This window comes from Natronospirillum operosum, assembly GCF_004768465.1.
GTDB classification, from domain to species: Bacteria; Pseudomonadota; Gammaproteobacteria; order Pseudomonadales; family Natronospirillaceae; genus Natronospirillum; species Natronospirillum operosum.
In genome coordinates this window covers 366,213-380,279 of the sequence record NZ_SRMF01000002.1, presented here as the reverse complement: position 1 = coordinate 380,279, position 14,067 = coordinate 366,213, and the positions used below count along the sequence as shown (strand labels likewise).

General features: G+C 63.0%; 11 protein-coding genes. 5 read left to right on the top strand and 6 right to left on the bottom strand.

Annotated elements, in window-relative coordinates:
* Positions 1-26: 26 nt before the first annotated feature.
* Positions 27-308 (top strand): late competence development ComFB family protein, encoded by a 282-nt coding sequence (locus E4656_RS08200; RefSeq protein ID WP_135482711.1) that lies wholly within the window; start codon positions 27-29, stop codon positions 306-308.
* Here E4656_RS08200 and glgX read toward each other — a convergent pair.
* Both glgX and glgB read right to left on the bottom strand, forming a co-directional pair.
* Positions 287-2,410 carry a glycogen debranching protein GlgX gene (glgX, locus tag E4656_RS08195; RefSeq protein WP_135482710.1) on the bottom strand — a complete coding sequence of 708 codons (2,124 nt, stop codon included), beginning with the start codon at positions 2,408-2,410 and terminating at the stop codon, positions 287-289. The genes E4656_RS08200 and glgX overlap by 22 nt on opposite strands.
* 11 nt (positions 2,411-2,421) lie before the next feature.
* The gene (gene glgB, locus E4656_RS08190; protein ID WP_135482709.1) at positions 2,422-4,590 is read right to left on the bottom strand and encodes a 1,4-alpha-glucan branching protein GlgB; all 2,169 of its coding nucleotides are present in this window, start codon (positions 4,588-4,590) and stop codon (positions 2,422-2,424) included.
* A gap of 112 nt (positions 4,591-4,702) precedes the next feature.
* Between glgB and E4656_RS08185 the strand changes: the two genes are divergently transcribed.
* The 4 genes from E4656_RS08185 (at position 4,703) to E4656_RS08170 (ending at position 9,880) form a co-directional block, all read left to right on the top strand.
* Positions 4,703-6,871 carry a TIM-barrel domain-containing protein gene (locus E4656_RS08185; RefSeq protein WP_135482708.1) on the top strand — a complete coding sequence of 723 codons (2,169 nt, stop codon included), beginning with the start codon at positions 4,703-4,705 and terminating at the stop codon, positions 6,869-6,871.
* A 175-nt stretch (positions 6,872-7,046) separates the two neighbouring features.
* Positions 7,047-7,466 carry a c-type cytochrome gene (locus E4656_RS08180; protein ID WP_135482707.1) on the top strand — a complete coding sequence of 140 codons (420 nt, stop codon included), beginning with the start codon at positions 7,047-7,049 and terminating at the stop codon, positions 7,464-7,466.
* Positions 7,467-7,568: 102 nt separating this feature from the next.
* Complete coding sequence (ubiD, locus tag E4656_RS08175) at positions 7,569-9,056, top strand: 4-hydroxy-3-polyprenylbenzoate decarboxylase (protein ID WP_135482706.1); 1,488 nt, start codon at positions 7,569-7,571, stop codon at positions 9,054-9,056.
* A 119-nt stretch (positions 9,057-9,175) separates the two neighbouring features.
* The gene (locus tag E4656_RS08170; protein ID WP_135482705.1) at positions 9,176-9,880 is read left to right on the top strand and encodes a ferredoxin reductase domain-containing protein; all 705 of its coding nucleotides are present in this window, start codon (positions 9,176-9,178) and stop codon (positions 9,878-9,880) included.
* Positions 9,881-9,907: 27 nt separating this feature from the next.
* Here the strand turns inward: E4656_RS08170 and E4656_RS08165 are convergent, their stop codons facing one another.
* The 4 genes from E4656_RS08165 to hemC are packed head-to-tail and all read right to left on the bottom strand — an operon-like array spanning position 9,908 to position 13,977.
* Positions 9,908-11,140 (bottom strand): heme biosynthesis HemY N-terminal domain-containing protein, encoded by a 1,233-nt coding sequence (locus E4656_RS08165; protein WP_135482704.1) that lies wholly within the window; start codon positions 11,138-11,140, stop codon positions 9,908-9,910.
* Entirely contained in the window at positions 11,137-12,276 is a 1,140-nt protein-coding gene (locus tag E4656_RS08160) for a uroporphyrinogen-III C-methyltransferase (RefSeq protein WP_167855983.1), read from the bottom strand. The genes E4656_RS08165 and E4656_RS08160 overlap by 4 nt, the downstream gene beginning before the upstream one ends.
* The gene (locus E4656_RS08155; RefSeq protein WP_167855982.1) at positions 12,273-13,016 is read right to left on the bottom strand and encodes a uroporphyrinogen-III synthase; all 744 of its coding nucleotides are present in this window, start codon (positions 13,014-13,016) and stop codon (positions 12,273-12,275) included. Before E4656_RS08155 ends, E4656_RS08160 begins: the two co-directional genes overlap by 4 nt.
* A gap of 19 nt (positions 13,017-13,035) precedes the next feature.
* Positions 13,036-13,977, bottom strand: a complete 942-nt coding sequence (gene hemC / locus E4656_RS08150; RefSeq protein ID WP_135482701.1) for a hydroxymethylbilane synthase — start codon at positions 13,975-13,977, stop codon at positions 13,036-13,038.
* Positions 13,978-14,067: the final 90 nt, after the last annotated feature.

The window sequence follows — 14,067 nt, the reverse complement described above, 5'->3', positions numbered from 1 at the left end:
AATTCAGGCAGACAGGAGCAGCGTGCATGTCGATCAAAGAAGACATCAGCAACTATTATGAAGATCTGGTCGTTGATTACATGGTCGAACAGCACAGTGATCGGGGCCTGACACGCGAGGAGATGGAAGATGTGGCCTGCCTGGCCCTGAATCAGCTGCCGGCCCGGTACTACCGGTACTCGGTCGACATGGCCTTTTTCCTCAGCAGCCGCGAGATGGACAAGATGCGGTCCCAGGTCGAAGAGGCGGTCGGCAGCGCCGTTGAGTATGTGCTGTCACATCGTGATCAGGAAGACAGAGACGGCTGAAAGCGGCCCAGCAGGCACTGACTGCGGGGCGCCATGCGATAGCTGCCGCTGACTTCATGGTTCAGGCCGGTGGCGCCGTTGGCGCTGCCCGTATCCAGCAGCAGGGGCCAGGTTGTCACGTCGCTGTGCGGGAAGCGGAACTCCATCGGTTCGACGTCGGCATTGATCAGCCAGAGAAAATACTCGTCACCCTCGGCGAGCCCATGTCCGATATCCTCCACCGCCGGCGACAGCAACACCCCGACGGTACGACAGTCCGGGTTGTGCCAGTCTTCGATGCGCATCGGCTGGCCTGCTGCATTGAACCAGTGCACGGCATCCGAATGGGCCGGGCCATCGGCCAGATCTTCCGGGTTGAATACCAGGTCGTGAAACAGACTGGAACCCTGGCGGATTGCGATCAGGTGCCGGACAAATCGGCACAGCTCGGGATCGGCCTGGTCCCAGTGATACCAGTTGATCTCGTTGTCATGGCAGTAGGCATTGTTGTTGCCCTGCTGGGTGCGCCCCAGTTCGTCACCGCCAAGCAGGTGCACGGCACCCTGTGACAGCAGCAGGGTGGTCAGCAGATTGCGCTTTTGCCGCTGGCGCAGGGCCTGAATTTCCGGGTCGTCAGTCGGCCCTTCCACCCCGTAGTTGGCACTCAGGTTGTGGCCGTGACCGTCCCGGTTGTGCTCGCCATTGGCTTCGTTGTGCCGCTGTTCATAGCTGACCAGATCTTCCAGCGTGAAGCCGTCATGGTAGGTCACATAGTTGAGGCTGGTGGAGAGCGCGCGCTGTCCTTTCTGCAGCAGGTCACGTGACCCCATGAGACGCGTGCAGAAATCCGGCAGCAGGCCGGAATCACCGCGCCAGAACCCGCGTACGGTGTCGCGATAACGGTCGTTGCACTCGTACCAGTGCTCCGGGAACTGCCCCAGTTGATAGCCGCTGGGGCCGACATCCCAGGGCTCGGCAATCAGTTTGACCCGGCTCAGTATCGGGTCCTGCGCCACGGCCTTGAAAAAGGCGGCTTCGGCATTGAAGTGGCGCTGCTCACGCCCCAGGGTGACCGCCAGGTCAAAGCGAAAGCCGTCCACATGATAGGTCTCGACCCAGAAACGCAGGCTGTCCATGACCAGTTTCAGGGTGGCGGTTTCATGCAGGTTGACGGTGTTGCCACAGCCGGTGTCATTGATGAAGTCGGTGCCGTTCTGTCCCAGGCGATAGGCCTGGCCCGGGCACAGACCCGTCAGATTGAGGGTGCAGCCTGTAGCATCGGCTTCGGCGGTGTGGTTGTAGACCACGTCCATGATGACCTCGATGCCGGCCTGATGCAGGGTGCGGACCAGAGTCTTGAATTCATGCACTGCGTCGCTTGTCGCGTAGCGCGGGTCCGGTGCAAACCAGCAGGCCGGGTTGTAGCCCCAGTAATTGGTCAGGCCCAGAGGCTGCAGATGAGGCTCGGGCATGAAGGCCTGTATCGGCAGCAACTGCACTGCCGTAATGCCCAGGTCCTGCAGGTGGCGCACTATGGCCGGATGGGCCATGCCCAGATAGGTACCCCGTTCGGCTGCGGGCACATCCGGATGCAACTGGCTGATACCGCGCACATGGGTTTCGTAGATGACGGTCTGGGTCCAGGGAATATAGGGCGGCTGATCCTGCTGCCAGTCGAAGTCTTCCTGGTCCACAACCAGGCTTTTGGGCATGGCTTCGCCGCTGTCCTGATCGTCGGGCGTGAGTGCCTGCGGATCGCTCAGGGTGCGCAGGCTGTCATGGTAGGTCAGCGGGTGGCTGATGGCCTGTGCACAGGGGTCAAGCAACAGCTTGTCGGCATTGAAGTAGAGGCCGGAGCCGGGGTCAAAGGGCCCGTCAGCACGCAATCCATAGGCCTGCCCCGGGCCTATGCCTGCCACCCGGATATGCCAGACATCGCCTGAGCGCGCGGTCATCGGCAGGCGTCGGGTTTCCTGGCCGCTGGCGTCAAACAGGCACAGCGTCATGGCGGTGGCGTGGGGGCTGAAGACGGCAAAGTTGCAGCCCTCTGCATCGGCTTCGGCGCCCAGCGGAAAGGGGCGCCCATGCAGGTGGCCGGACGCCGAATGAAAGCGGAGGTTCATGATTCTGCTATTCAACTCTTCTTGAGGATCAGGCTGGCCAGGGGTGGCAGGCGCAGTGTCAGACTGACGGGCAGGCCGTTCCAGGCCTGGTCATGACTGTCATGGTACTGTCCGGCATCGAAGTTGCTGCCCCAATAGTACTCCGAATCGGTGTTCATGATCACCTCATAGCGTCCCGGCTCCGGCACCCCGATGCGGTACTGCTCGTGCGGAACCGGCGTGAAGTTGCATACCACCACCATCAGCTCGCCCTGATCGCCGAACCGACAGAAGCTGATCACACTGGCTGCAGCGTCCTCATGGTTGATCCAGCGGAAGCCGCCGGGCTCATGGTCCAGCCGGTGCAACGCCGGCTCTGTGGTATAGAGTCGGTTCAGGTCGCGCACCAGATGCTGGCAGCCCCGGTGGCGGTCATGGTCCAGCAGCCACCAGTCCAGGCCGCGCTGGTGGCTCCACTCCCGGGTGGAAGCAAATTCGTTGCCCATGAAATTCAGCTTCTTGCCCGGATGGGTATACATGAATGCATAGTAGTTGCGCAGGTTGGCCATCTGCTGCCACTCGTCGCCCGGCATGCGATCCAGAATGGTGCCCTTGCCGTGCACCACCTCGTCATGCGACAGCGGCAGCACAAAGTTCTCGTCGAAGGCATAGACCAGGCTGAAGGTCAGTTCGTTGTGGTGATGCTGGCGGTAGATGGGGTCTTTCTGCACATAGTTCAGGGTGTCATGCATCCAGCCCATGTTCCACTTGAAGCCAAAGCCCAGGCCGCCGGCATAGGTGGGTCTGGACACGCCGGGGAAGGAGGTGGATTCCTCGGCCACGGTGAAACAATGCGGGAAGCGCCCGTAGACGGCTTCGTTGAAGCGCCTGATAAAGGCAATGGCTTCATAGTTCTCGTTGCCGCCATCCACGTTGGGCACCCAGTCACCGGCCGCGCGCGAGTAGTCCAGATACAGCAGGGACGCGACCGCATCGACACGAATACCATCGACATGATAGTGCTCCAGCCAGGTCAGCGCGCTGGAGATCAGAAAGTCGGTGACATGGCAGCGGCCATAATCGTAGATAAAGCTGTTCCAGTCCGGGTGCCAGCCCCGACGCGGGTCTTCATATTCATACAGGGCGGTACCGTCGAACCGGGCCAGCCCGTGCGGGTCGGCCGGAAAGTGCGCCGGTACCCAGTCCACGATCACGCCGATGCCGGCCTGATGGCACTGATCGACAAAGGCCTTGAAGTCGTCCGGGGTACCGAAGCGACTGGTCGGTGCAAAGAGGCCGACCGGCTGGTAGCCCCAGGAACCGTCAAAGGGATACTCGCTGATGGGCATCAGCTCTATATGGGTATAGCCCAGGTCGAGCAGGTAGGGAATCAGTTGTGCCGCCAGTTCCCGGTAGTTCAGGGCGGTGCCGTCGTTATGGGTGCGCCAGGAGCCGGCGTGGAGTTCGTAGATGCTCATGGGCTGCTGACGCAGATCCGCCGGTTCGCGTTGCTGCCAGGCCTGATCCTGCCAGACATAGGCCGTCTGATCCCAGACCACGGAGTGGAATGCAGGGTGCTGCGCATGCCAGTCTCCGCAGGGGTCCTGCTTGTGCGGCAGCACCTGACCGCTGGCGTCCTTCAACTCGAACTTGTATTGCGCACCCGGGGCGAGATCCGGAATGAACAGACGCCAGATGCCGTCCTGATGGCTCATCATGGGGTGACGCCGGCCATCCCATTGATTGAAGTCGCCAATCACACTGACGGCCCTCGCATTGGGGGCATAGACCGCAAAGCGAACACCCTCGATGGCCCTGCCCTCGGGCGTGGTGGCCTGACACAGCCGGGCGCCCATGTTGTGATAGAGGGTTTCGGCGCTGCAGGGGAAGTCCTGCTGTGCCCGCTCGGCAAACTGATAGGCATCCAGCAGGTCAAAACGATGGCCGTCCAGCGTGATGGTCAGTCGATAGCTGAAACGCTTGCGCCGCCGGGGCAGGCGCAGTTCGAACAGGCCCCGATCATCCAGACAGGTCAACTGGCCCAGCTCCTTGCCGCTCTTCAGTTCCGCCGCTTCAATCGCCTCTGCCCCCGGCATCCACGCTCTGAGCACCAGCCCTTTGCTGTCCGGTCCCAGGTGCAGACCCAGGTCGTCGAAGGGACGGGCGTGGGTGGCGTGGGCAAGTTCATTGGCTGCGTGCATAGCGTGTAAGGTCCTGTATAGTGTTGCTTTTGCGGGTCGGGCAATGGTGCCATTGTAGACAGTCTGGCCCAGCAGCATAAGAAGTTCCATCCTTGCGTAGTTGATTGAAACCATGTGGCAAAGACTGGTATTGCTGAGCCTCTTCCTGCTGGCTCTCATTGGCACCCTGATCTGGTTCCGGGCAGACCTGGCCCGTGCCGACTCGGGCGTACTGACGACCGCCTGGACCGCCGATCGGGACTGGGATCTGGGTGCCGCCTCTGTGACCTGGGACCATGCGCAGAGACAACTGCGGGTCCAGGGGTCGGAGGGCGTGGTCTGGGCCTCCCCTCCCGGCCGCCCCTGGCTGCAGGTATTGAACGGTGAGCTGCCGCACCTGCATCGGGTGCGCGATGGCCGTTTCTCCCAGCAACTGGATACCTGTGATGAACAATTCTGGTTTGACCAGGAGCGCACGGGTCAGAGTCTGATTCTGCAGGGTGAACTCGAGTGTTCCGGCGTTTCGGTGCGGGCCCGACTGCAGATTCAGACCACCACTGCAGGCGGTGTCGAACTGAACTGGTCCTTGCTGGAAGCTGACAGCCTGCCGACGGCCGCAACGGTGCTGGCCTTTGAGCTGCCGGATTCGGAAGCCGTATTTGGCTTCGGACATCAGGTCGGCACCTTGAACCGCCAGGGTGAACGGGTGTTGCTCGACAGTCACTCGCAGCCTGGCAGCCGTACCGGTGCGCGTGCCGGCACGCTATGGCCGGTGGGTATTACCCGCCATGGACGCGGCCTGGTGGCACTGAACCCGGGGCATCAGATTCTCGACCTGCGCGCTGCTGACAGTGCGCGTCTGGAGGTGTGGGATCAGTCGGAAGGCCGCCTGGAAATCTATCGACACGATCACCCGCGTGCCCTGCTGACCACTTTGGGTGAGCGTCTGGGTTTCATGCCCGGGCTGCCCGATTTCATGCACCGGCGGGCTCTGCTGGGCACGGCACGGGGTGCGGCTGTCGCGCAACAGATGCTGGATGAACTGGCCCGGGAAAGTACGCCTGTTGGTGGTCTGGTACTTGATGTGCCGCTGCAGAGCGGCTGGCCGGTCAGCGCTGATGAATTGCCCTGGCGCCCGGGGCGCTTCGAGTCAGCCCAGGCCGACTGGGCAGTCCTGCTTGAGCGTCTGGACACGGATGATCTGCCACTGCTCGGCAGTCGCAATCCGCTGCTGCAACCACTGTCGATTGACAACCAGCAGATATCGACACTGGCCGATATCACCGCTGGTGACCCAACCTACCGAGCCCGCATCCTGCAGCCCGAACCGGGCGATCAGAGGCAGCGCCGGGTGCTGCAGCTTGATACCCGGCAGGAGCCGGTACGGGACTGGCTGGACGTGGAGCTGGCTGCAAATCGTTATGCCGCCGTGCAAGGCTGGGTCAGCAACTGGTACGAGCCGCTGCCGGGGCGAGAGGAATTACCGCAGGCTGCGGCCTGGAGTGCTCGTGAAGCCCGCCAGCGCGACTGGCTGGAGTGGCAACAGGCACAGGCGGAGCCGTTTGCAATCGCGCGGGAACCCATGCCGGCTGATAACCAGCGGCGCCCGGAAGCTCTGCTGAGTGGACTGAATACCACCAGTTGGGGTGCCAGGACAGGTCTGCGGGCCAGCCTGACGGCACTGCTGTCGGGCGGCGTCAGTGGCCTGACGGTGGCGCACAACCCGGTCGGGGGCACCGCCACGGCCAGCCAACTCTGGTGGTCGGAACCGCGTGATACTGAACTGTTTTTGCGCTGGCTGGAGCTGAACACCTTTACCAGCCTGCTGCGGCTGCATGAGGGCGATCAGCCGCACCGCCATGTCCAGGTCACTGACTCGGTGGGTACGCGTATCCATTTCGATCGTCTGGCCCGGCTGTATGAGGGCCTGTTTCCCTACCGGCAGCAGCTCATGCAGGAAGCCGCAGAGCGGGGCTGGCCGCTGGTGCGGCCTCTGTGGCTGGTCTTTCCCGAGGATCCTGAAACCTGGGCGCTGGCTGCAGATCAGTTCATGCTGGGTGACCATCTGCTGGTGGTACCCGCATTGAGTTCCGGTACCGTGGAGCGGGAGTTTTATCTGCCCGCCGGCGAATGGACGCACCTGTGGGATCAGCGCAGATTCGAGTCGACCGGCGAAAGGCGTCGGATGCGCACGCCGATAGGAGAGCCTCTGGTGCTGGTGCATGCCAATTTCCCGGATCGAGAAACCTTGCTGGCGCTGGGTGCCGAACTGGCTATCGCCAATATTCTGGACAGCTTCTGAGGGTATAACGCGCTGTTTTCATGTCGGCGCCAGTTTGGCACTCTTTGCTGGTACTCTTTTGGTGCTTTTTTGGTACAACGTCTTTTCAGTTGTCAGTTTGGTAGTCGCTGGCAGAACGGTTATACTGCGCAACAGTAAACTTTGAACCCCTTGCATCACGACAGGCAGGAATCATATGAAAAAAATCATACTGGCAGTGTCCGCATTAGTTCTGGCAGCCGCAGCGCTCTGGGCGACAGCGAATCCGACAGACTCTCTGATCAATCGCATTTCCTCGCAGGCCCAGGTCTGTGTGGCCGGGCAGGACTGCTCAGCCGAGGGCATGGCGGCGACCCGTGTGGCTTCCGCATCTGCCCGTTCCGGTGAAGATGTCTATAATCAGTCCTGTGCCGCCTGCCACAATTCCGGTGCTGCCGGTGCGCCCCGCCTGGGTGCTGATGCCTGGCAGACACGCCTGGACGACAAGGGCTTCGATACCCTGGTCGAGAACTCCATCAGCGGTATTGGCGCCATGCCCCCGCGTGGCGGCTGTGCGGACTGTTCCGATGAAGAAATCGAGGCGTCCGTGCAGTACATTATTGACGAAAGCATCTGATCCGACAGGGCAGACGCGGGCTCCGGGTGATTCCGCGAGTCTGATCAGAAACGGAAGGGGCGCTCAGGCGCCCTTTTTTATGGACCGACAGGAAGCCAGCACATGCAGTACCGAGATCTGCGGGAGTTCATTGCGCAACTGGAAGCCCAGGGTGAACTGAAACGCATAGACCGGCCGGTCAGCCCCCGGCTGCAGATGACAGAGATCGGTGACCGGGTGCTGCGCGCCGGCGGTCCGGCCCTGCTGTTCGAACGCCCGCAGGACGGCGCGCAGAAGTGGGACATGCCGGTGCTGGCCAATCTGTTCGGTACACCCGAACGGGTGGCGGCCGGAATGGGCGCCGACAGCATCAGTGAACTGCACGAGATCGGCAAGCTGCTGGCCTATCTCAAGGAGCCCGATCCGCCCAAGGGGCTGAAGGACGCCTGGTCCAAGCTGCCGATTTTCCGCAAGGTCATGAGCATGGCCCCCAAGATGGTCAGTCGCCCGCCCTGCCAGACCCATGTGCTGGACGGTGACGAAGTCGACCTGTCACGCCTGCCGGTGCAGACCTGCTGGCCTGGCGATGCCGGGCCGCTGATCACCTGGCCGCTGGTGATTACCCGCGGGCCGGAAAAGAAGCGCCAGAACATGGGGATCTATCGCCAGCAGGTGATAGGGCGCAACCGCGTCATCATGCGCTGGTTGTCGCACCGTGGCGGGGCGCTGGACTTTCGCGACTGGCAGCAGAAACACCCCGGCGAACCCTTCCCGGTGGCGGTGGCGCTGGGCGCCGATCCGGCGACCATTCTGGGCGCGGTCACGCCCGTGCCGGATTCACTGTCCGAGTATGCCTTTGCCGGCCTGCTGCGGGGCCACCGCACCGAGCTCGGCAAGGCGACCCTGCATGATCTGGATGTGCCGGCCAGCGCCGAGATTGTGCTGGAAGGCTATATCTACCCGGATGACATGGCACCCGAAGGACCTTTCGGGGACCACACCGGGTACTACAACGAGGTTGACCATTTCCCGGTGTTCACTGTCGAGCGCATGACCTGGCGTGATGAACCGATTTATCACAGCACCTACACCGGTCGGCCGCCGGATGAGCCGGCGATTCTGGGGCTGGCGCTGAACGAGGTGTTTGTGCCCATTCTGCGCAAGCAGTTCCCGGAGATCACCGACTTCTATCTGCCGCCCGAGGGGTGTTCCTACCGCATGGCGGTGGTGACCATGAAGAAACAGTACCCGGGCCACGCCAAGCGGGTCATGTTGGGGGTCTGGTCCTTCTTGCGCCAGTTCATGTACACCAAGTTCGTGATCGTCACCGATGACGATATCAATGCCCGTGACTGGAATGATGTGATCTGGGCCATGACCACGCGCATGGACCCGCAGCGCGATACCGTCATGATCGACAACACACCCATCGATTATCTGGATTTTGCCTCACCCCAGTCGGGTCTGGGCAGCAAGATGGGCATGGACGCGACCAGCAAGTGGCCCGGCGAGACCCAGCGTGAATGGGGTCGTCCCATTGTCATGGATCAGGGCGTCAGGGATGAGGTCGATGCGATCTGGCCTGAACTGGGACTCGAGGGCAGACAGTAGACAGTGCACGGTAGACAGGTGTGCCCCTGTCGGGGCAATGAAACTCTGTCGACTGTCTTCCGTATACCGTCTACTGTCACTATAATACCCGACCAATTCAGTAGGTTATTGGAGCCCTGATGCCCACCTCTCTGTCGCTGAAGTTGCGTCGCCCGCTGGGCGGTGGCGTAGAGCAACTGATTTTCATTCCCGAACCACCCGCCACCTGGCAGGCCGGGCAGTTTCTGGAGCTGCTGATGCCTGGCGAAAAGGATCTGTACTTCACCATTGCCAATGCACCCGATGACGAGATCGAGCTGCATGTGGATTCGACGCCGGACAACCTGGGGGCGCAGGTGCTGATGGACCGGATCGAACAGGCGGGGTCAGTGCAGGCCGAGGTGGGGCAGGGCGACTGCCATGTCGGCTGCCTGCCCGACGATGACTCACCTGTTTTGCTGGTAGCCTCCGGAACCGGGTTCAGTCAGATCAAGGCGGTGACGGAAGCGCTGCTGAAAGCACGCTCCAGTCGGCCGATCTATCTATACTGGGCCACACGCAGTACCACGGGTCTCTACATGGGGGAACTGGCCCAAAGCTGGGCTGACACCCATGATTCGATTCATTTCTCGGCCGTGATTTCGGAACGTCAGACCTGGGACAGCGGCCAGCACCACCTGCATGCCTGCATTCACGAAGACCACGCCGACCTGAGCCGGTTCTCCGCCATTTGCTGTGGCTCGCCGGACATGGTGTATGCCACGCTGGATTATCTGGTGGAGTTCGGTCTCAGACCCGAGCGTTTCCACAGCGACATGCTGCAGTTCGCCCCCCGACCCGAGTGACACCTCGGGTCGGCTGCGGGGCGGAAGTCAGTGGTCGGTCGGGGCGGCCACTGCCTGTGCTTTTTCGTACTCGGTCCGGGCCGGTTTCTCCGGCAAGGGCAGCGGTGGCAGCCGCAACAGCTGAGCGCTCACCCGGGCCAGACGCTCCTGGCTCTGCTGGTTCTGACCCAGAGCCGCCTCCAGTCGCGCCAGTTCCAACTCCAGCTCTGGCAAGGGTTCCAGGCGCAAACCGTCGGCAAAATAGTCCTGCGCCTTGCCCCAGAGACCTTCCTGCAGGCACAGACGACCCAGAGCCAGCATGAACAGGGCATCGCGCGGTTGCTTCTGCAGCCAGGCTTCAGCCTGCCGCAAACGTTCCCGGGCCGGGGTGTCGAGCTGGCTGTACAGGGTCAGCAGCCGGGAATCCCAGTGCTGGCTCAGTGCGTGCTCAATGGCCTGCAGAGCAATATGCGGTCGCTCCAGCTTGACCAGGGCGCGCAAATACCAGTAGCGCAGATCAGGGTCCGACTGCTGGCTGGTGGTCAGTTGCTTCCACCATTTCTGCAGTTTCTGCCCGGCGTTGGCGGGTGCCTCCTCCATCAGTCCGGCCACCATGTCGCACTGCCAGCGTTCCGGCTTGCGGCGTCCGGTCTTGATCAGGCGCGGCTGCAACTCCAGCAGCGACTGCCAGTCCTGCAGCCGGACATGGATATCACGCAGCAGGCGCAGCACGAAGGGGTTGCCGGGATGGTTCTGCTCCAGGCGCTTGGCGTGGGCCAGGGCCAGGTCAAGCTGGCGCGACTCGTAGGCTGACAGCACCAGCAGCAGGCCGGAGGCCAGGTCCATGTGAGGATGTTCCTGCGTGGCCTTGTCCAGCCAGGAAGCCACTGTCGGGTAGTCCTTCTCGGTCTGCGCGATGCGCGCCAGCAGCAACTGGTTGACCCAGGGCAGCGGGCTGTCGGCTTCGCCGGCGGTCAGATGGCGCTTGGCGCGGGGCAGCCGCAGTTCCAGAAAGGCCAGAATGCCTTTCTCCAGCTTCTGTACCCCGCGCTGATGGCGGTTGGGGCGCAGATGGATGACGCCCCGGATCAGGGTACGCACAAACATCATCCCCAGCAGGGCCAGCAGCACAATGGCCAGGGCCACCCAGATCGACATTTCGACCGCGTGATCGCCCCAGGCCAGCAACAGGTAGCCGGGGTCCTGCCGCATCAACCAACCCAGCAGGCCGCCGATGGCGATAATGACCAGCGGCCAGATAATGCGGCTCAGCGTGATCATTCGTCATTCTCCCCGTTGTCGGCCGGCAGTTGCAGGGCACGCAGTCGGGTCAGGCCCCGGTCGATGACCGGCACCTCAACCTGAACCTCCACGCTGCGCAATGTGTCGAGCTGGGCTTGCAGTTCCTCGGCGCGGGGAATCTGTCCGGCCCCCTGCGCCACCCATTCCTGCGCCTGCTCCAGGCTGGCCTCGTACAGGCTCTGACGGCCCTGCAGCAGCGCGGCCTGGGCCTGCTGCATCAGCAATCTGAACTGGGTGCGGGCCTGGGCAAACTCGGGTGCTGTCAGGCGCTCGGTGCCGAGGTCATCGCGGTAGCGGATGTTGACCAGATCACGCAGTTCGCGGCCGAGACGTTCGTACCAGAGTGCATCTTCCGCCAGTTCGGGGCGCTCTGCCGCCGGTTCGAAGCGGTTGTCGGGCCACCACTCCCATTGGCCCGCCTGCGACGCCAGGGCGGCCAGCTCGAAATAGATACCGTCCACATCGGGTCGGGGCACCGCACGCAGCGCCTGGATATCCTCGGCCAGCGCCTCGCGGACCGGCAGATAGGCGAGGTCATTCAGGTCACGCAACATGCGGTCGGCCTGGCGCAGCAGGTTCTCTGCCTGCTCCAGATCGCCGGTGAGAAAGCTCATGTGGCGGGCGGTGCGCAGCAGGTATTCGATCTCCAGCCGCATGACATCCTGTTCCTGCGGGCCGGATTCACGGCTGACTCGTTCGGCCAGGCTGATCAGGTCATCGCGGGTGCTGTCCAGATCGTCCTGCAGCACTCGCATGATGTCGTCACGGCCGCTGACTTCGGACTGCAGGGACTCCAACTGGCTGTCGAGCGCTGAGCGTTCATCGGCCCAGGTTGCCTGCACCTCTACCCACTCGGCCTGAAAAAGCTCCCACTGCTGCCAGGCCCACCAGCCCCCGGCGCCGGCACCACCAAGGGTCAGCAGCAGGAGCACCAGCAGCAGCGCGACCAGACCGCCGCCACGCCGTGGTGGCGGCTGCTGTTCCGGTGTGTCTGCGGCGGGGGGTGAGGACGCACCGTCGTTGTCAGTCTGCGGCCCGGCGTCAGGGCTGGCCGCCTTGGCCGGCGCTGGCGTGGGCTGGTCTTTGTCCGCTTCCGGTGTCTTGTCTTTACTCACTTCAATGTCCTGTGGTCAGCCAGAGTTGCTGCAGTGGCTTCCAGGCTGGCGCCATCGGCCTGCAGTATCTGCTCCCAACCCTGTTCACGGGCCAGTGCAGTCAGACGGGGGCTGCTGGTCAGCAGCCGTGCTTTATGTTTTGTAACCACCGCTACCTGAGAAGTCAAACTTTGCAGGGCCAGTGCTGACGATACCTGAATAATGGCGCCGGCGCTGACCCATGTTGTCAGCGCCTGCAATTCGTCACTGGTCAGACGAACGGGCTGGCGCTGATACAGGCTCAGTCGGGTGACGCGCGCGCCGCGCTCGCTCAGGGTGTCCTGCAGCAGGGTACGCCCGCCCTCGCCGGCGACCAGAAGCCATTTCTGTTCGGCCACTTCCCGGGTTTCGGGCAGGTCCAGAATGTCCTCGGCCCGGTTGCCACGGGTCGGTGCCTTGATGCTTAGCTCCGGCCAGTGCTGTGCCAGCACGCGGCGGGTGCCGCTGCCACTGCACAGCCAGTGCAGCCCGACCGGCGGCTGTGGCCACCAGCGGTCCAGCGCGCGCGCGGTGCATTCGGCGGCCCGGGGGCTGATCATGATGACACCGGCAAACTGATCCAGATCCTGCCAGGTGGCGCGCATCTGCGCACTCTCCGGCAGGTCCTGCAGGGTCAGCAGCGGCAGGCTGTGCACCGTCCAGCCTTCGGCCCGCAGTGCTGCTGTCCAGCGCTGCTGCTGATCGGCCGGCTTGGTAAGCACGATGCTGTTCATCCGCGCGTTACATCAGATCCAGATGGCGCAGAATGGCGTCCGCCCCGCGAGCCAGCATGGCCTCGGCCACTTCAATGCCCATGCGTTCGGCACTGGCATGATCATCCAGGCCGCTGATGCGGGTGGTCGCTGATTCCTGAATCAGCCCCTCGCCATTGGGCCAGGCGATTCGGCCTTCCAGCCGCAGCTCGTGCCCGTCCAGCCAGGTAAACCCGGCAATGGGCACCTGACAGCCGCCATTGAGGCGCCGGTTCATGGCCCGTTCGGCACTCAGCCTGACGTGAGTGGCCGGGTCGTCCAGGGCCTGAATCAAGGCGCGGGTGGTGCTGTCGTCGGCGCGACATTCGATGCCCACGGCGCCCTGACCGCACGCGGGCAGACACTGTTCATAGGGCAGCTTCTGGCGAATGCGCTCGTGCAGGCCCAGCCGTTCCAGGCCAGCGGCGGCCAGGATGATGGCGTCATACTGGCCCGCGTCCAGTTTGCCCAGCCGGGTGCCGACATTGCCGCGCAGAAATTCGATTTTCAGGTCTGGCCGGGCGGCCAGTAGCTGGGCCTGACGGCGCAGGCTCGAGGTGCCGACCACGGCGCCTTCGGGCAGGCTGTCCAGGCTGTCGAACCGATTGGACACAAAGGCATCGCCCGGCTCGCCGCGCACGCAGATCACCGGCAGTATGAAGTCGGGCTCCAGTTCCATGGGCACATCCTTCATGGAGTGCACGGCGATGTCGGCCCGCCGGTCCAGCAGCGACTGTTCCAGTTCCTTGATGAAGAGCCCCTTGCCGCCGATCTTGGACAGCGACACATCGAGAATGCGATCACCCTTGGTGACCTGCTTGACCAGCTCTACCTGCAGGCCCGGATGCGCCTGCTGCAAATGATCGGCGACATATTCTGCCTGCCAGAGAGCCAGGGGACTGGTGCGGGTTGCTATGCGAAGGGTGGTCATCGGGCCTCGGTCTGATCGGTTGCGGGTAGGATACAGTCAGTGCGCCCGGACCTCCGGCCCGGGCTGGCATGGCATTGTAACACCCCGCGC